Annotated in this window: 16 protein-coding genes; 7 read left to right on the plus strand and 9 right to left on the minus strand. The window is 38.3% G+C overall.

Features of this window, described 5'->3' with window-relative positions; genetic code table 11:
* Positions 1-3 precede the first annotated feature (3 nt).
* The 5 genes from yidC to EHQ58_RS17330 form a co-directional block, all read right to left on the minus strand.
* Positions 4-1,989, minus strand: coding sequence for a membrane protein insertase YidC (gene yidC, locus EHQ58_RS17310; protein ID WP_246047421.1), 1,986 nt, complete (start codon positions 1,987-1,989; stop codon positions 4-6).
* Positions 1,990-1,992: 3 nt separating this feature from the next.
* Positions 1,993-2,220 carry a membrane protein insertion efficiency factor YidD gene (gene yidD / locus EHQ58_RS17315; RefSeq protein ID WP_135625243.1) on the minus strand — a complete coding sequence of 76 codons (228 nt, stop codon included), beginning with the start codon at positions 2,218-2,220 and terminating at the stop codon, positions 1,993-1,995.
* On the minus strand, positions 2,217-2,585 hold the full coding sequence (gene rnpA, locus EHQ58_RS17320; RefSeq protein ID WP_135625481.1) for a ribonuclease P protein component: 369 nt from the start codon (positions 2,583-2,585) through the stop codon (positions 2,217-2,219). The genes yidD and rnpA overlap by 4 nt, the downstream gene beginning before the upstream one ends.
* On the minus strand, positions 2,546-2,707 hold the full coding sequence (rpmH, locus tag EHQ58_RS17325) for a 50S ribosomal protein L34 (RefSeq protein WP_135625245.1): 162 nt from the start codon (positions 2,705-2,707) through the stop codon (positions 2,546-2,548). The genes rnpA and rpmH overlap by 40 nt, the downstream gene beginning before the upstream one ends.
* A gap of 143 nt (positions 2,708-2,850) precedes the next feature.
* Positions 2,851-3,549, minus strand: coding sequence for a hypothetical protein (locus tag EHQ58_RS17330; RefSeq protein ID WP_135625247.1), 699 nt, complete (start codon positions 3,547-3,549; stop codon positions 2,851-2,853).
* Between the two features lie 156 nt (positions 3,550-3,705).
* On the opposite strand from EHQ58_RS17330, the gene EHQ58_RS17335 reads away from it, so the two are divergent.
* Positions 3,706-4,767, plus strand: coding sequence for an SMP-30/gluconolactonase/LRE family protein (locus EHQ58_RS17335; RefSeq protein WP_135625248.1), 1,062 nt, complete (start codon positions 3,706-3,708; stop codon positions 4,765-4,767).
* Positions 4,768-4,812: 45 nt separating this feature from the next.
* Here the strand turns inward: EHQ58_RS17335 and EHQ58_RS17340 are convergent, their stop codons facing one another.
* A complete protein-coding gene (locus EHQ58_RS17340; RefSeq protein ID WP_246047422.1) occupies positions 4,813-5,709 on the minus strand; it encodes a hypothetical protein in 897 nt (298 codons plus the stop codon).
* 201 nt (positions 5,710-5,910) lie between these two features.
* On the opposite strand from EHQ58_RS17340, the gene EHQ58_RS17345 reads away from it, so the two are divergent.
* Entirely contained in the window at positions 5,911-7,548 is a 1,638-nt protein-coding gene (locus EHQ58_RS17345; RefSeq protein ID WP_135625250.1) for an alpha-glucosidase, read from the plus strand.
* A gap of 39 nt (positions 7,549-7,587) precedes the next feature.
* On the plus strand, positions 7,588-8,076 hold the full coding sequence (locus EHQ58_RS17350; RefSeq protein ID WP_135625252.1) for a YiiD C-terminal domain-containing protein: 489 nt from the start codon (positions 7,588-7,590) through the stop codon (positions 8,074-8,076).
* A 44-nt stretch (positions 8,077-8,120) separates the two neighbouring features.
* On the opposite strand, the gene EHQ58_RS17355 is transcribed toward EHQ58_RS17350, so the two are convergent.
* A complete protein-coding gene (locus EHQ58_RS17355; RefSeq protein WP_135625254.1) occupies positions 8,121-9,140 on the minus strand; it encodes a hypothetical protein in 1,020 nt (339 codons plus the stop codon).
* A gap of 185 nt (positions 9,141-9,325) precedes the next feature.
* Here EHQ58_RS17355 and EHQ58_RS17360 point away from each other — a divergent pair, with 185 nt between their 5' ends.
* From EHQ58_RS17360 to EHQ58_RS17375, 4 genes are all read left to right on the plus strand, one after another.
* Positions 9,326-9,880: a dihydrofolate reductase family protein gene (locus tag EHQ58_RS17360; protein ID WP_135625256.1), complete on the plus strand. Its 555-nt coding sequence runs from the start codon at positions 9,326-9,328 to the stop codon at positions 9,878-9,880.
* 69 nt (positions 9,881-9,949) lie between these two features.
* Positions 9,950-11,776 carry a putative Ig domain-containing protein gene (locus tag EHQ58_RS17365; RefSeq protein WP_135625258.1) on the plus strand — a complete coding sequence of 609 codons (1,827 nt, stop codon included), beginning with the start codon at positions 9,950-9,952 and terminating at the stop codon, positions 11,774-11,776.
* A gap of 115 nt (positions 11,777-11,891) precedes the next feature.
* Positions 11,892-13,706 (plus strand): histidine kinase dimerization/phosphoacceptor domain -containing protein, encoded by a 1,815-nt coding sequence (locus EHQ58_RS17370; RefSeq protein ID WP_135625260.1) that lies wholly within the window; start codon positions 11,892-11,894, stop codon positions 13,704-13,706.
* 16 nt (positions 13,707-13,722) lie between these two features.
* Positions 13,723-14,631, plus strand: a complete 909-nt coding sequence (locus tag EHQ58_RS17375; protein WP_135625262.1) for an NADase-type glycan-binding domain-containing protein — start codon at positions 13,723-13,725, stop codon at positions 14,629-14,631.
* A 9-nt stretch (positions 14,632-14,640) separates the two neighbouring features.
* Here the strand turns inward: EHQ58_RS17375 and EHQ58_RS17380 are convergent, their stop codons facing one another.
* Both EHQ58_RS17380 and EHQ58_RS17385 read right to left on the minus strand, forming a co-directional pair.
* Positions 14,641-15,720 (minus strand): helix-turn-helix domain-containing protein, encoded by a 1,080-nt coding sequence (locus tag EHQ58_RS17380; protein ID WP_167883673.1) that lies wholly within the window; start codon positions 15,718-15,720, stop codon positions 14,641-14,643.
* A gap of 76 nt (positions 15,721-15,796) precedes the next feature.
* Complete coding sequence (locus EHQ58_RS17385) at positions 15,797-17,677, minus strand: AMP-dependent synthetase/ligase (protein WP_135625266.1); 1,881 nt, start codon at positions 17,675-17,677, stop codon at positions 15,797-15,799.
* Between the last annotated feature and the right edge of the window lie 137 nt (positions 17,678-17,814).

Consider the following 17,814-nt stretch of genomic DNA (forward strand, 5'->3'; position numbering starts at 1 on the left):
ATTTTAATTCTTTTTCTTCTTGGAGTTATTTCGAGAACCCCTTTGATTTTGAGGAGTAGGTGAACTTTTGCCAGAGATTGCATTTGCATTATTTGCAGCTCCGTCTTTACCTTTCGAGTCTCCAAACTTGTTCGTATACGCTTGTTGTGCGATAGAGAGAATGTTTTGCATGGTCCAATACATAGTCACACCGGCAGGCATTGACCAAAAGAAATAGAGCATGATAAACGGCATCATATACATCATCATCTTCTGGTTTGGATCCGTAGATACAGTCGTCATACGAGATTGAATGATTTGTGTTCCAACCATGATCAGCGGTAAGATGTTGATGGATAATACTCCGATGAGAGCAAGCTTTGGCGTCGTAAAAACTGTATCAGGTTCCGAAAGATCTTTAATCCAAAGGAAAGGTGAATGCCATAAATCTGCCGTATCAGAGAAAGCAGTATAGAGCGCGATAAAGATCGGAATCTGTACCAGCATCGGCAAACAACCCGACATAGGGTTCGTGCCGTTTTTCTTATAAAGTTCTATTGTTTTTTCTTGTTTGAGTTTAGGATCGTCTGCATACTTTTCATTGAGCGCTTTGATTTGAGGAGAGAGCTCTTGCATCTTCTTCATCGACTCCGCTTGTTTTTTGTTTAGCGGGTAAAATGCGAGTTTGAATAGAATGGCAAAAATAATGATCGCCCAGCCATAGCTCGGGATCACCAGGTAAATTTTCTTCAAGATCCAAACAATGCCATTCCGAAGGGGAGTTGTGATCCCTTGGTTGAAAGATTTATCCAAGGATTCGCTGAGGCCAGCGAAAGGAGAAGCGGGAGTCACTTTCGGATCTAGTTTGCTATCACGGAAAGCCGTTCCATCGAGTTCCCGCACGCCAACGTAGGCTGCATAATCAAGTTTTACTTCTTCCCCAGGTGCTAGCTTCCAATTATCGTAAGAAATGAGAACGCCTGTTTCATTTCCTTTGCGATTGTCTAGCAATACACCTGTTGGTTGGTCAGCTAATGGATCGAGAACCCCGATAAAATATCTGCTTCCTGTTCCAACAAAGTCAACCTTCTCATTGATTCCTTTTTTGACCTCAAATCGTTCATCCTTAGATTCACTAGAGGCTCCAAACCAGGATCCAACGCTGTCGAGAAACCCTTGGGCGGAAGCACCATCCACATGATCCTTAAAGGAACCATCTAAATAATAGTAACGAAAGTAATGTGCTACATCACGATCATTAAAATCCTCTCTCTTTTTCAAAATAGGTCCAAGGGAACCGAAAGAGCGTAGATACATCTCCGAAGCGCCAGAAGCAAGAGTGATTGTTTCTTTGGTCTGGTTTTTCACTTTCAGATGAAATTTAAAATAATTTTCTGATGGGAAAAATTGAAATTTTTTCTGGATCGTGTATTTTCCGTCAGGTGAAGGAGCTTCAAAAACAATCGTTTTTGTCGCCTCATCAAAAGAGGTAGCAAAGTTTACATTATTGTAAGGGGAATAGGGAATGGTTTCCTTATCGGAGATAAGATTGAAGTCAAATCCTTCGAAACGAGAAAGCTCGACTGCATACTCCTCAGTTCCATCAAAATTGATTTTAAACTTCGGGTCTTTTGCAATGAGAAATTCGCTGCCATCCGGCTCTTTGTGATTGCGAATGTAGTATTCGGTGATGCGTCCACCGAGACTTGAGAATTTAACCAAAAAAGAATCTGTCTTAATTGAGAACGTTTTAATATCGTCTTTTTTAACAGGGGTTAGGGTCTTGGCAAAATCGTTTTTGATTTTTTCGAGCGCGGACTCAGTCGGATTTGTTACCTTACTGATATCTGGTTTTGTAGGATCCTTACTCGGATCTGTCGTTACCACAGTCTTTGGTTTTTCAGGTGGCTTTGGTGGTGGGAATAGGTAATTGATTCCCATCCAAATTGCTAAGCTTATAAATAAAGCTAAAAATAATCTACCTTGTCTGTTTGTACTATCTTCTTGCATGTGTTAACTCTTATGATTCGGAATCGGAACAGGATCGTAGCCACCTTCGTGAAATGGTTGGCAGCGAGAAATCCTGAGTGTGCTCAGTTTGAGAGCTGTAAAAAAAGGGAAGTTTCGAAATGCCTCTGCCGCATATTCAGAGCAGCTCGGCGTAAAACGACAAGCAGGCGGTAATAAAGGAGAAATCAGTTTCTTGTACAGAAAAATGAGGAGGAGGGCAATCCGATTCATGTGGTATTCGCAAAGAGAGTCAAAAACATATTTTTTCTCTCCTCGGGGACTATTTTGGAAAAATCAATATGTGAAAGGATCGCAATGTCAAAACCCTTCGGAATGAGGGTCTCATGGTTACGAACCAGTTCTCTAAGGATCCGTTTCGTTTTGTTTCGGTCTACAGATCGTTTATGCGACTTGTCTGGACAGAATAAAAAACAAGAAACACCCAAACCATTCTTCCGAAAAAGGACGAGAAGGGGCTTTTTTCCTGTTTTTCGTGCGTTACGAAAGAGTTCCTGGATCCTCGATTGATCGCAAAGAGTCTCCGAAGGGCGCTCTCCTAGAACTTTCTCCCGAGTTTTTCGTCGGAAACTGTCAATTTATGGCGACCTTTCTTTCTACGGTTGGTGAGAACATTTCTTCCGCCAGCGGAGGCCATTCTTGTTCTAAAACCGTGAGTTCTAATGCGCTTTACGTTGCTTGGTTGGTATGTACGTTTCATGAAACACCTAATTTATATATATGATCGCAGGAAAAAAGAGTCTTTTGAAAAGGATTTTGGTACGCCGTTGTAAGTCAAGGGAGAAATCGGAAATTGGCGTTGAACGGGCAGGGCTTGGAGGCAAGTTCGCGTATTGAATTATGTCACATAATGTCGGCGGCGATTTTTGTAACAATCGCATTCAACATCCGATCATACATGACCTTTGAGATTTCAGGTTCCGTGTTGTAATAAACGCCACGCGTGATCCGAAAAGAAGCATCCTGAGTGGAACGTTTCTCTTCGGAAGCGTTTTGATTTTTTGTCAGAGTTGCAACCGACACAGAACAGCTGTCTTGGAAAATGGGAAGCCCGAATAAATGGAAAATAAATCCAGCGATACTAACAGCATACATCTTCATAACTCGCGTACAATTAGCACGTTCTATCTTGATGCGAAGGAGAGTCTCGGCTTTCGTAGTATCCATTTCTCGTTCTAAGTAAATATGAGCATTCGGCGATTGGGCAAGCAAAGTATGTTTCAATTTCAATCTGAGCGATTGATCTATGGGAATTCTCGGTAAATCGAGATCATCAAACGGAGAATAGTCTTCGTTCGGTGCTTCGAGAACTAGAGGGAGAAAGGCTAAAAAGGAAACATCGAATCTAAAGCCAGGCTTATATTCTTCAATCTCGATACGAATGGATTTGATTTTTTTTATGTTTGGGCCACCTGACGAAAAGTCTTCGCTAGGACGATCGTCCATCGTAAAAAGAATACATGAATTTAAAAGGGAAAGTAAAATGAAAAATCCATAGCGATTCATTTTTTTTAACTTTGTCACGATTCGAAGATTACTCATGGTGCATTTTTTCGCAACTAATTCGTGAATATGTATTTCTGCATTGATTGAATCACTTATTTAAAATGTGGAGAAAAAGTGGGAAACTAACGAAAAAAGATGGATTGATGGTCTTTGGGAAGTTTACGATATTGGACCATAGAAGGAATCGGGATAATGAATACAAAAATCTCCACATCACTTAAATTAATCTGTCTCTTGGTCTTACTCAAATGTAAATCATTAGATCCTGTTTCCTATGAACCTCCTACAAAACCAGAGAAACTCGGGGTCTATGCAGAGAATTCCCATCTGCAATCGGCTAAGATTTTAGCAGAAGGAAAGGTAAACGGACTCGAATCTTTGGATTTAGATGAAAATGGATTCCTTTATGGCGGAGACAAAGACGGAAACATAATCAAAGTTTCTCCTTCTGGTGTTGTTGAGAAGATAACAAATACAGGCGGAAGACCCCTAGGAATCCAATTTGATTCACAAAAAAATTTGATCATTGCCGATGCGTACAAAGGTCTACTCTCATTATCTCCAGACGGGAAGCTTACCGTCTTGGTTTCAGAATTCAAAGGTGTCCCATTCAAATTTACAGATGATTTGGACATTTCCAAAGAGGGAAAAATTTATTTTTCAGATGCTAGCATCTATGAACAAAGAGAGTATTTGTTTGACTTACTCGAAGCGAGACCTCATGGGCGGGTGTTTGTTTATGATCCTAAAACAAAAACTACAGAACTGTTATTAGAAAATCTATATTTTGCCAATGGGATTGCCCTCTCCAAAAATGAAGACTATTTACTTGTGAATGAAACGTATCGGTATAGGATCTCCCGGTATTGGCTGAAAGGAAATAAAAAAGGGACAAGAGAGGTTTTTATAGATAATCTACCGGGTTTTCCCGACAACATTACAACGAACACTAAGGGTGAATTTTATGTTGCCTTGTTTACCGTACGAAATGACCGCATGGACAAAATGCACCCTTCCCCTTTTTTGAAATCAATGACAAGCAAATTGCCAAAGTTCTTATGGCCGAAACCAGAGCCTTATGGTTACGTATTGAAACTTAACGAAAATGGTGTTCCCGTTGCAAGCTGGCAAGATCCAGGTGGAAATAAATTGAAAGAGATCACAAGTGCCATTGAAAAAAATGGATTCATATATATGGGAAGCTTGTACAACGACCGCATCGGGATATTAGACTTAAACTCCACTTCAAAGTGAAAAAAGAATTGGTGGGAGTGAAATTTAACACCGGCAAATTCTCGATTACGGCTTTTTATACATGTTAGGTTGGAGTTTCCCGGACCATTTTGCGCGAAGGATGGCATTGCTATTATTATTTTTAGGATCGCTATCCCAAAAACTAAATCCGAATTTTTCGCGGTGAAACCATGGACCAACATGCCCACCCCAGAATCCTTCCGTAGCCAGAGCCGAACAGAAGGCTCGTGACCATTTGATAGACCAGGGGATATTTGATTTAGGTGCACTAAAAACTCCTTCCGAGCCTTGACCTGCCGAACAAGCTGGGTAATTTTCGGGTAAGTAGGGGGCTTGGTCTTTTGGACTCGGAAGGAAACTGGCACCACAGTGGGCATTTTTCGAACCCTGACACGGTCCAGCCGCCGAACCTAACTTTCCCGGATAAGTAACATCCCACTTGGTTGTAAACTTCCTCTCATCACCCCAAAGTGCTCTCTGAAACAAACAATGATCTTTTTGAACAAAACGATCAGGATCTGTGTAACCAACTAGCGAACGCAAATGGTTGATCGCCAATCTATGCCATTCGTCTACTTCTGCTTTGGTGGGATTCTTATTGTCAGCAAAAGGTTTGTGTTTGTAAAAAAGTTCTCTAATGCCACGGATCGTATCTCCACCCGGGCAAATGGCAGTTGTAAATTGAGCTTTCGTCATTTTCGAAGGATCGTAAATGGATCCATCCCATTTTGCTGCGTCCCAAGCATTTTTTGAGATCCAACTCACCCCATCTGGATCATGAGCTCGATTAGCAGAATTGACAAATGGCTTTGAAGAAAAACTTTCCCACTTAGCTAAATTAGGTGTGAATTGTTCCAACTTGGTGGCGTCCCCAAAACTGGTCTGCAATGGAAAAACAAATAAAAACGTAACAAGAATCAAATGGATTGGTAGATTTTTCATGGATTCATATCCTAAAATAAGATTGCTCTTACCTTTATTTTTCAGATTCCATTTTGAAGCAAGCCGTATGATTAGATTTTGGAGGATGCCTTTCGAAAGAGAATTTTGACCGGAAAATGCGAACCTGAATTCCTTCTTCTCAAGGAAAAGTAACGACAACAGTACGATCTTGATGAGACTTTGAAGAATCAGGAAGATGAAATGAAACAGTGGTGGAAACAAACAACGATCTATCAGATTTATCCCAGATCCTACCAAGACTCCAATGGCGATGGGATTGGAGATATCAAAGGCATTATCTCGAGACTGGACTATCTAAAGGACCTGGGCATTGAGACGATTTGGATTTCGCCCATGTACGTAAGCCCGCAGAAAGACTTTGGATATGATATTGCTGACTATTATCATATGGACCCTATCTTTGGAACTGTAAAAGAAGCCTTCGCCCTAATTAAGGCCGTCCATAACCGAAAGATGAAAATAGTTTTTGATATGGTTTTGAATCACACTTCGGATGAGCATGCTTGGTTTCAAGAATCTCGATCTTCAACCACAAATCCAAAACGAGATTATTATATTTGGAAAAAAGGAAAGAATGGCGCGCCACCCAATAATTGGATTTCCATGGTGGGAAAACCTGGATGGAACTATGATGAAAAAACCAAAGAGTACTATTATTCAAATTTTCTATCGTTTCAACCGGATTTAAATTATCGAAACCCAAAAGTTAAAGAAGAGATGTTTAATGTTATGCGATTTTGGATGGATAAGGGTGTGGATGGGTTTCGCTTAGATATTTTTAATAGCATATATAAGGATGAAAGTTTTAAAGATAATCCATTTAGCATTCGTTATTTGCCTACACCAGATAATAACGATGAGGCGTATTTTCAGGAAAAAAAATATACATTAAATTTGCCTGAAAATTTTAAGCTCGCGAAAGAAGTTCGCTCCTTGGTCGAGAAGTACCGACACAAACCATTTCTCATAGGTGAAGTCAGCGGAGATGACAAAACATTAAAAGGTTTTCTTGGTGAAAAGGTAGATGGATTGAATCTTGTATTTCAATTTGAATTGATTGAGTTTAAGTTTAGGGCAGATTTTTTTCGACGGATACTATTGAATAATGAAATCGAATTTCCGGCTCCCTTTTTGCCAACGTATGTCTTTGGAAATCATGACCAAAAAAGAAGCATCAGTAAAATCGACGGTCACCTTGAAAAAGCAAAGCTCCTTGCTTTTTTTCAGTTAACCGCACGAGGGATACCCATCATCTACTATGGTGAAGAAATAGGCCTTCTTGAAGGAAACATTTCGAATCAAGAGGGACTTGATCCGATAGCCAGGCAAAATCGTTGGGTACCTGACTGGTTATCTAAATTCCTAGGAATTTATTTGAATCGTGATAATTGTCGAACACCCATGAGTTGGGATGATTCAGCAAACAACGGTTTCACTAGCTCTAAACCATGGCTTCCCTTATCCTCTGATACAAAAAATCGAAATGTAGAAATCGAATCTAAGAATCCCAGCTCCATCTTAAATCATTACAAGAGTTTACTTAGGATCAGGAACAAGGAGCGTACTCTTCGCGAAGGAAGTATCGGCTTGATCGATAAATGGAAAGAAGAGAAAGACCTTCTTGCTTACGAGAGAGAGTGGGAAGACTCAAAGATCCAAGTGTATTTAAATTTTGGTAATTTTCCCCGAGAGATTTATTTTGATGAAGCAGAATACGAAATATTATATAAATCTTATGTAGCAGATACCTTCCTTCTTCAATCTTATTCGGGAATGTTACTTAAGAAACGTAAATCGAAGAAATGGTTCTCAAAATAAGATTATTTTTTGTCTATCTATCATAAAACTGGTTAAAAAATGAAATCAAGAAAAATAGAATATTCGGTTCACTCGCTCTGGACTTTCCTTCGAGAGACATTCGGTATGGATGAAGCATTCAAAATGTTTGGTCCGTATCGCGGCGCGAATATCATACCAAAGTTATTAGATGCCCATACATATGAAGTGCAAATGCCTTTAGTGTTGGGAAATACAAATTATGTAGGAACCCATTTTGGTGGTTCCTTGTATTCTATGTGCGATCCGTTTTTCATGTTCATTCTCATGAATCATCTCGGAAATGGGTATATCGTCTGGGACAAAAGTGCAAGGATCGAATTTCTCAAACCAGGCAGAGGTACTGTGAAAGCGATTTTTCACATTCCAGAATCGGAACTTCAAGAGGTGAAAAAAATTGTGGCCCAGAATAAAAAAACGACAAGGACATATACTGCTGAAGTGATCGATTTTGACGGAACGGTTGTGGCACGAGTTGAAAAAGAATTGTACATTCGTCGGGTTGATTAAAATATGCGGTCAAACTCTTGCGAAAGGTAAGAGCGAAGTAGAAATTACTTCTTTAAAAAATCAGCAATCGCTTCTCCTTCTTCGGGAGAGCTGATCATAAAATCACAGCCGATTAAAAATTCTTTGTTCATTGGTTTGATCGAACTGACAGTACCACGAAAAAATTTTTTACGCCCTTCCTTGTTGACGATATCAAAAATCAAAATAGCTTTCATAGAAAAGATACGTGTCGCCAAACGAGTAGGTGCATGTAAAAAACGAATAGAATTAGGCGTTACCTCTTCAACTGTACAGATTTCTCGAGATTCTTCAAAGATACCAGAGGAATGAACTTCCTTTACAATGGAAGACACGATCAACTTGAACGTGTTAAATGAATTTAAATCCAGTCTCGTCGTATGCATCGCGTGCACGTATCCGATCATTAGAAAATTTTTATACTTTATCGGTAGACAGATCTCTGATTTATATTTTTCGAAGTTTGGATTTGATTTTGCTATCGGAAGGTATTCCTTCAGGGGAATAAAATCTGGTTTTACTAGCTCAGGTTTTTCATAATTAGGAATGAATACAGGTTTATTGTGTGCATTTAGAAGTCGCATCCGACTATTCTGTCTTTCATTGACATAAACTTCAAAAAAGTCGAACATGAAGTTTACCTTAGGTGCATTTTTTATAATGAGTCCGATACGATCGTCTGTTAATGATTTAAAAATATCTGTTTGACTGATAATATTTGAAACTGTAAACTGATTACTTTCTTTGACCGCTAATATATCTCTGATAAAAATGCTCGAAGGTTTTAATATCGAATTACCAAATTCATCAACATTGACTTCCGTAAACGTTGCTAGAAAGAGATTTTCCTTACTCTTCATGGTGAGGCGTCTTTCGGTTGTATTTGCATTTACGCGCGGACTTCGCACGATCACTGAATTGATTTTGTTTTCAATGATTTTGACAGGTATGTCCTCTCCGTCCACTTCCATAAATACAGGAGTCAGTTTATAAAGGGAATCAATGAGCTTCTGGATGCTTCTAGGGTCTGTGATTTCTTTTTCCATAAGAAAATGTGCCTTCCATTCATACGATACTTTCGTCCTAGAAGCAATCTATATTTCAAATGCTCGCCTTTCTTTCGTCGCTTGTAGGATGGTTCGATCACTTGACAAGCTGAGTTAAAACTAGATTCTACACCTTTGACGCCGATCCATACGCAAATTCGGCATTTTTGCGAGGTTATCATCAGATGAGAAGAGTAGTTGCAGCAATCAATATGACGCTAGATGGCTCATGTGATCATACAGCAGGCTTACCCGACCCCGACATACACAACCACTACAGAGAATTACTTAGCGAAGGTGGTAGCATTTTGTATGGCAGAATAACATACCAACTCATGGAGTATTGGCGGACTTTTTTGGAAAATCCTTCTGAAGAAAAATCGATGAATGATTTTGCGATCGCAATTGACAAAATTCCGAAGATTGTTTTTTCCCATACCTTGCGAAGTGTCGATTGGAAAAGTGCAAGTATAGCGAGCAAAGATTTACAAGAGACAGTATTAGAACTGAAAGCCCAACCAGGAAAAGATATATTCGTGGGCAGCCGAAGTTTAATTTTACAACTGATGAACCTCAGATTGATTGATGAATTCCAACTTTGTATTTTTCCAGTTGCTACCAAAAATAGTATGCCCTTATTTGCAGGCCTTGAAGTAAGGACTCTTTTGAAACTCGTCCAGACGAAAGTATTTGAGGGAGGTGCAGTGATTCTTTATTATGAGCCAAAAAACGAATCATGAGGAACAACAAAACTCATTTCAAAATGAAAGTTATTGAAAATAATTAGGTTCCGTTTGCTATTTGATCAAATGCGGAAAAAAATTTACAAGTTTGGTCACAAAATTGCCATCATATGTGCCATGCTCCTGCATGAGTTTTGTTATTATAATCCATTTTGGTCCGAAGTACTGAAGGTAAATCCGGCAGCTATCAATTCAAATTTTTTACCCTTTCTCATGTTAACCCAAAATCCCGCAGCATCTTCGGGCGCAAGTAACGCAAATGAATCGGATGCGACTGCCAATTCATCCTCATCATCCTCTTCGGAATCCTCTGCTCCGCAATCCTTGGGATTTTCCAGCCCTCAATTTAGAATGATCCCTGGTGTTTCTGTAAACTATGTTCCCTCTGTTACGGGAACGGCCGATAGCTGGAGTCTCAGTCCCTCCTTACCCAATGGATTGACTTTTAACACGGCGGACGGTTCCATTTCGGGAACACCAGATACCGCCTATTTGACCTCAGGCTATCCGTCCACAACCTTCACCATCACGGCAACGAATTCGGCTGGATCGAAATCTGCAACCTTTCAACTTCAGGTATTGGCAAGCGGAGATAAAGTATGGACCGTTATAAACGGTGTTAGTGGGGGTGATACGACAGCGGGTACCAATAGCATGAAGTATGATGCCACTTGCAACTGCCTTTATATAGCGGGCGTTACAAGTACAAACTTGGACGGGCAAACGAGACCCAGTACAGGTAGCAATTCCTCTGGGTATCTTAGCAAGTATGACTTGAATGGCAATCGAATTTGGACGAGATTGTTCGGGACGAGTGGTGCCGTGAATACATCTGTGGAAGGTTTGGTGACAGACAGCTCTGGCAATATCTACCTCACAGGGGGAGCGGGTATAGGAAATTTTAACGGGATCAATATCACAGTTGCAAATAATTGGCCGTTTACTGCTGGTTATATCATTAAATATGATGCGAATGGAAATGTCCTTTGGACAACAAGCTCTTCTCCATCGGTATTGCATTACTATAGCGGGATTGTGATCGCCAATAGCGGTAATGTAGTTGTGGCAGGAACTGTTGTTGCTGGTAGTATTGATGGGATGACTGGTTCTTCTTCCTCCGACCAATCGGCCATCATCCAAGAATTCAATCCGAATACGGGTGCTAGGATTTCCGGTCAAATCATTCCAGGTTCTACTTCTCCGGCAAGAGGAACTGATGCCATGGGATTATCGAAAGATTCATCGGGAAATATCTATGCGTCGATTGCCACAAGGACTTCCACTCGCTGTGGTGATGATACCGTAAATTGGAGGCCAGCCCTCTTCCGGTTCAATTCAAGTTTAGGTTATATCAATTGTACCTTCATACCCACGGGAGCTTACTCGTCCTTTGCTTTTGGGGCGACGACCACAACAGCCGGAGAGTCCTATTTGTCCGGGTATGTGAGTAATCCATCAACATTTGATTCTATTCCATCCATTGGATCAACTGATGGCTTTGTTACTAAATTTGACAATTCGGGAACAAAACAATGGACTCGCCGAATCGGAGTTTCTGGCGGTTTTACCTCCATCCTTTCTGTCGAATATGAATCCGCAGAAGATATGTTATATTTTACTGGCATCACTGACGGAAATATCAATGGGATTGTTTTAGGTGGCACAAAAGATATGTTCATTGCAAAGTATGATACCTCTGGCAATCAGGTATGGTTAAAGATCCAAGGCATGCAAGGTGACTCGTTAGGTGGAAATCTCGGTGATCGTACTTCTATTGCGTTTGATGCAAGTAAGACGATGTATTCTTTTAGTAACACCAATGGTACGGTTAGTGGGATTACAAATCCTGCAAATCCAAATCGAGGGCTATTTTTGGTTCGAAACGTTCGATAATTTTTTAAAATCAGGTGTTTTCGTACTATTTTAGTTATTATTCTTGCTTGTACATATAACCACATTGGATACTGAAAATCTGTTCCGGAGAGTGTCAGATGAAACGTAAACTAGGATGATTCTAACTGATCAAAAAACAATCCTACTTGTTGAAGATAATGCGGTCATAGCCCTGCAAGAAAAAAGGGAATTAGAAAAGTTCGGATATGCAGTGAAACACGTTTTAAACGGGGAGACCGCCATTGAGACGATACTAAACAACACATTTCACTTTGATCTCATCCTTATGGACATTGATCTCGGATCTGGAATCGACGGAACAGAGGCTGCCGAAATAATATTAAAAATAAAAGACATTCCTGTTGTATTTTTATCTTCTCACACGGATCCCGAATTGGTTGAGAAAACAGAAAAGATTACCTCTTATGGGTATGTAGTTAAAAATTCTGGCCCTGTTGTTCTTGATGCCTCCATCAAAATGGCTTTCAAGCTCTATGAGGCAAAGAGGGAATTACTCAAATCCAAGGAAAAAGCCGAAGAAAGCCAAAGTTATATCAATGCATTACTGCTTTCAATTGATGATACGATTGTCGCTCGAAATGATAAAAACGAAATCGAATTTTTTAATGATTCTTTTAGAGACATTACACTCAAACTCTTTCATAGAGAAGCTCATAAAGGATTAAATACTTTAGAATTGTTGCCTCTAGAAAATAAAAAATATTGGCAAAATGTTTTACAGAATATTCTGAAGGGAGAAAAGCATAGTGAAGAATTTGAATGGAAATATTCAGATACGCATGTTCGTTATTATGAAATTTTCCTATTTCCCGTTTCCTTGGGAAATAAAATTATAGGTTCCCTTGAAATTACCCGCGATATCACTTCACGCAAAATTGCCGAATTTGAATTAATTGCCGCAAAAGAAAAAGCAGAAGTTAATGAATCAAGATTGATTGAGGCACAAACAGCAACCAAAGTTGGAAGTTGGCAAACAGATTTATCAAATTTAAAAGTAATCTGGTCAGAAGAAACATATCATATTTTTGAATTAAATTCCCAAACCTTTCAAGCATCACACCAAGCATTTTTAGATTTTGTACACCCGGAAGATCGGGTTCAAGTTGACGAAGCATTTAAAAATTCCTTTAGCACAGAAGACTATAATTATATAGACCACAGAGTGATTACTTCCTCAGGAAAAATAAAACATGTTGAGGAGCGTTGGCGCATTGTTAAAGACATGGAAAACAAACCAATCCTAGCCGTGGGAACCTGCCAGGATATTTCAGAACGAAAACAGGCTGAGGAACAAATTAAAAGACAGCTTTCTGAGAAACGTACTCTTCTGAAAGAAGTCCATCATCGCATAAAAAACAATATCGCATCGATTGAGAGCTTACTCTCCTTGCAAGCACAGACAATAGAAAATGAAGAGGCCAAAAAGATATTGCAAGAATCGATTACAAGAATTCAGAGTACGCGCATATTATATGAAAAATTATTGATTAACAAGGATTTTGTGGAAATATCAATTAAGAATTATGTGGATAGTTTGATCGATTCCTTGGTATCGGTTTTTCCTGAAAGCAAAAATATTGAAATTCACAAAAACATAGATGATTTTAATCTAAATTCAAAAAAGGTACTTCCAATCGGAATTATCATCAATGAACTTGTCACGAATATATTTAAATATGCATTCGAAGCGAATTTCCAAGGCAAAATTTCTATCGATCTAAAAAGACTTGAAAATCTGGCAATCCTGATCATTAGAGATAATGGGGTTGGTTTAGATGAAAGAACAAAAGCCAATCAATCTCCGGGATTTGGTCTGACTCTGGTGAAAATGTTAGCTGAGCAGCTGAATGGCTCCTATGTAATAGAAAATGATCTTGGCACAAAAAATGTTTTAAAATTTCCCATCTAAAAAAAGGAAGGACCAAATGGATAAATGCAGTAGACTCTTTCTCGGATTAAGTTTGATTTTTGTATGGAGCGTTGATGGACAGTCAATCATTGATATTTCTATTAGCAATAGCACTCGGGAATTAGAGGATGAAAGGTCAAGATTTTCGCTGGAACATCTTGTTGATAAGACCCTTTCCCCTTGGTGTATTTCTGGCAAAGATTGGACTAACGAAGACAATATAGAAATCATTTTAGATAAAAAAACTACAATTTCTCAAATTCAAATTGCAAATGGATTTTTTGATCCGAAACTATTTCAGTTAAATTCTAGACCGAGTAAAGTGTCGCTAAAATCAGAGTTAGGTGAGAAGCGGGACTTAATCCTAAAAGATACTCTCAACGTAGAATCCTATTCTTTTGCTCCTATTTCAGGAAGTACCATCACTTTATATTTTCCTGAAATAAAGAAAGGATCAAAATACAATGATTTATGCATCACCGAAATTTCTTTCCTTCCGATAGAAAATTCAGCGTTGATCAGTAATCGTAAATTGAAGCATGAGAAGGCTGTGGAGACAGTAAAGAAGCCTATGTTGTTCAAGTCTGTGCAAGGTGATGAAAACGATTCCTTTACCATCAAACCCAGTGGAGATAGTTTCAATCTTGAAACCAAATCGAAAACTCAAAAATCGATCATCCTTTATCAACCAATGGCAATTTTTTCATTGATCCTTTCTCCTCCTCCCAAAATCGTTTTAATGCCTAAAGTAAATCCATACGATTTGCTCAAAATTAAAATTGAGGGTAGTTGCACGGAAAGTATGGACAAGAAGAAAAAGACTGAGCCTTGTAAACTTATTTTTAATCCAGAGGACGGTAACTATACAGTCTACATTAAAAATAAACTGACCTTCCATTCAAAATACCCGGAAATGTTTCAGTAATGTGTAGACTTACTTTTGAGTGGACTTTCGAAATTCTTGTGGAGTGAAACCAGATATATTTTTGAAGGAACGATTGAAGGATGCCTTTGAATTGAATCCGACGGCAAATGCAATCGATAGGATTGATCTATTCGAGTCTTCTACCATCAGCTTTTTAGCTTCGTTCACTCGGTATGAATTCACATATTGCGGAAAGGTTTGATTCAATTTTTCATTTAGAATTTGAGATAACTGGTGAGGAGATATTTTGAGTTCTTCCGCCACTTTAGGCAAAGAAATATCTTCATCTGCAAACGCTCTCTCAGATTTAAAAATCTCTTCTAATTTTTCGAGGATGAAATTTACATCTAAATTTTTAATTTTTGAATTTTCATACCGATTTCTTTTTAACTCCTTTTGCAGTCCAATAACGATTTCTGGATATCTAGAAGATAAAATAAAGAAAATAAACAAGTTTAGAGGTAAAAGTAAAGCACTCAGTTTTACAAGAAAGAAAGATTTAATGAAAAATCCAATCAGCCCAATCAACAAATCAATATAAATTAATATAATTATAAATATGAAGATCCCTTTAGATTCTCTAGAAATTTCATTTGATCTTTTAAGTAATGGTAGATTCAGAAAAATAATAGGCGTTAAGTAGCTCAAAATAGACACTTTAACTCCCACATTCAAACTCATGATTAAAACGTGATAAAAACTCATTTTACCCGTTCTAAATCCTTCCAGAAATTTAATTTTAGAATCTAAATCCATTAGAAGGTAAGGCAATATGACAAATAATGCCAAACAAGACGGAATTAAGTGGAAATTAAAAAATTTTGAGTCTACCTCCCTTACAACTAACCTATAGTAGTGGAGAAAGAGCGGCCCGCATAAAAATACAAACGGAAAATGTAATGCATAAAAATAGGGATAAACTAAATGAGTCATTGAAAAAAAATAGGCTCCTGATAGCAACCAAATGGAAGCTATCAAAAGAATCCAAGCCATTGTTTTCACTTTTGTCCAAGAGACAAAAATGTGCATAGCCCAAAGCAAACCAAACAACGCACCGAATATGAGCACTGAAGATTCAAAAATTTGCATATTGGGTATCCACATTTTTGGCGTTGAATGGAAATAAAATTATCTTTAAGATTACGAAGCGATAAAATTTATAATATCAATTTGATTTGTAAATATCGTCAATGATTTCTTTGTACTTATTCTGAACGACATTTCTCTTCACGGAAAGTTTGGGAGTCAATTCATCTCCTAATTCAAAGGCTTTAGGTAAAATTCTAATTTCAATCACTCTTTCGAAAGATTTGAATCCTGTTTGTGCACTGATGAGTTTTTTTACTTCTTGAAGTAAAATCTCTTTTGTTTTTGGATGAGCTGCAATTGTAGGTAAGTCCTTTCCATATTCTAAAAACATTTCCGTATTTGGTACGATGAGTGCGGACAAAAATTTTTGATCTTGTCCAACTACGATGACAGAATCGATTAAAGGTGATTGGACAAGCTTACTTTCAATAGGTGTAGGCTCGACATTCTCTCCACTTAATAAAACAATTGTTTCCTTGGAACGACCAACGATTTTTAAACAGTGATTAAAGGTCATAATCCCCAAGTCCCCTGTATTTAACCATCCATCATTTATTATTTTCTTAGTTGCCACCTCATCGTTATAGTACCCTTTCATCACTTGAGGGCCGCGTACATGAATTTCTCCTTTTTTTGCGTAGCCGTTTTTTCCCGGATAGATTACTTTTTGTGTTTCTAGAGAAACGATCCTAATCTCTGTCCCTTTAAAGATGGGGCCAACGGTTCCTATCACTAAATCGTCCAACGTTCGAACCGCAATCACAGGACTGGTCTCTGTCATCCCATAACCTTCCAAAACAGGGATCCCAATATGATTAAAAAAAAGATCCACGTGATATGGCAATGCACCTCCACCAGAAACAGATCCTCGTAATTTTCCTCCTGTTACATCTCTAACTTTTTTTAATATTAGTCGATCCAGTAGGAAAAAAGGAAAGGCAGAGAATAAGCATATTAGGATATCGAAGAATCCCTGAACCAGTTGGATAGATAAATTTTCACGCTTTAGTCTTAACGTTTTTCTGCGAATCGATTGTAAACTTCCGTGGAACTGTTCCGCAAAAAAATATGCAGTATTAAACAAAATTCGTTTGGATAAAGAAGCTTTCTCAAGATTGGCGAGTATACCTGCATAAATACTTTCCCATAATCTAGGCGCAGATGCCATGAATGTTGGTTTCACAATTTTAAGATCATCCTTTAATGTGCGAATGCTTGAATAATACGTGCAACATCCTTTCGATAGTGCGATCATTTCGAATACCCGTTCAAATATGTGCCAAATTGGTAAAATAGAAACCACTCTGTCGGCGGGCGAAATTGCAATCGGCATAAATTCTAATTGGGATACGATATTTTTATGGGTTAACATCACTCCTTTGGGTTGACCCGTAGTTCCAGATGTATAAATAATTGTGAAGAGATCGTTTTCTTGGATGGAGTTTATTTTTTCATCCATTTCATTTGGTCTTAGCTTTCTATATTCTTTTCCCTTTTCGATTAGATCATAGAGGTTAAAACAATGATTAGGAAGAGCATTTGAACTTTCGAGTAAAATGATTTTTTCTAAAAGCGGTAAATTTGCCTGATTCTTTTGAACTAGTTCTAGTACTTTTCTATTTTCAACAAATATAGTTTTTACTTCTGCATGATTGAGTATGTAGGTAATATCAAAATCGGACACATCTGCACCTCTCGGTACATCACAAGCGCCGACCATCATGATTGCAAGGTCGGCAAGTATCCACTCATATCGATTGTCAGCAATGATTGCGATTCTTTCTCCTGGTTGAATTCCCAAATTAAGGAGCGCGTAGCCAAGATTTGTTGCCATTTCATACGTTTCTTGAAAAGATCTTGTTTCAAAAACTTTACCTGTTCTTTTGATTCCGAATGCAGGTTCATTTGCATACACCGACGATGCTTCACGTATGATTTTCGCTAGATTTTTATACATATCTAATCTCCCATTTTTACCTCCTAAGTATAGCAAAAAGAGATAAGCCGAGTCGACTCGATCTATAGTATATGTTTTTCAATACGTATACAATTATAGAATGATACTTCCCCAATTGTAAACAATATCCAGAACCT

Source organism: Leptospira ognonensis, from assembly GCF_004770745.1.
GTDB classification, from domain to species: domain Bacteria; phylum Spirochaetota; class Leptospiria; order Leptospirales; family Leptospiraceae; genus Leptospira_A; species Leptospira_A ognonensis.

Excerpts from the sequence above, each read along its gene's own strand:
- EHQ58_RS17375 (WP_135625262.1), top strand. The coding sequence starts at position 13,723 with ATGGATAAATGCAGTAGACTCTTTCTCGGATTAAGTTTGATTTTTGTA.
- EHQ58_RS17385 (WP_135625266.1), bottom strand. The coding sequence starts at position 17,677 with ATGTATAAAAATCTAGCGAAAATCATACGTGAAGCATCGTCGGTGTAT.
- EHQ58_RS17335 (WP_135625248.1), top strand. The coding sequence starts at position 3,706 with ATGAATACAAAAATCTCCACATCACTTAAATTAATCTGTCTCTTGGTC.
- EHQ58_RS17330 (WP_135625247.1), bottom strand. The coding sequence starts at position 3,549 with ATGAGTAATCTTCGAATCGTGACAAAGTTAAAAAAAATGAATCGCTAT.
- EHQ58_RS17365 (WP_135625258.1), top strand. The coding sequence starts at position 9,950 with ATGCGGAAAAAAATTTACAAGTTTGGTCACAAAATTGCCATCATATGT.
- EHQ58_RS17345 (WP_135625250.1), top strand. The coding sequence starts at position 5,911 with ATGAAACAGTGGTGGAAACAAACAACGATCTATCAGATTTATCCCAGA.
- EHQ58_RS17340 (WP_246047422.1), bottom strand. The coding sequence starts at position 5,709 with ATGAAAAATCTACCAATCCATTTGATTCTTGTTACGTTTTTATTTGTT.
- EHQ58_RS17380 (WP_167883673.1), bottom strand. The coding sequence starts at position 15,720 with ATGCAAATTTTTGAATCTTCAGTGCTCATATTCGGTGCGTTGTTTGGT.
- EHQ58_RS17350 (WP_135625252.1), top strand. The coding sequence starts at position 7,588 with ATGAAATCAAGAAAAATAGAATATTCGGTTCACTCGCTCTGGACTTTC.
- yidD (WP_135625243.1), bottom strand. The coding sequence starts at position 2,220 with ATGAATCGGATTGCCCTCCTCCTCATTTTTCTGTACAAGAAACTGATT.
- EHQ58_RS17370 (WP_135625260.1), top strand. The coding sequence starts at position 11,892 with ATGATTCTAACTGATCAAAAAACAATCCTACTTGTTGAAGATAATGCG.
- rpmH (WP_135625245.1), bottom strand. The coding sequence starts at position 2,707 with ATGAAACGTACATACCAACCAAGCAACGTAAAGCGCATTAGAACTCAC.
- yidC (WP_246047421.1), bottom strand. The coding sequence starts at position 1,989 with ATGCAAGAAGATAGTACAAACAGACAAGGTAGATTATTTTTAGCTTTA.
- EHQ58_RS17355 (WP_135625254.1), bottom strand. The coding sequence starts at position 9,140 with ATGGAAAAAGAAATCACAGACCCTAGAAGCATCCAGAAGCTCATTGAT.
- EHQ58_RS17360 (WP_135625256.1), top strand. The coding sequence starts at position 9,326 with ATGAGAAGAGTAGTTGCAGCAATCAATATGACGCTAGATGGCTCATGT.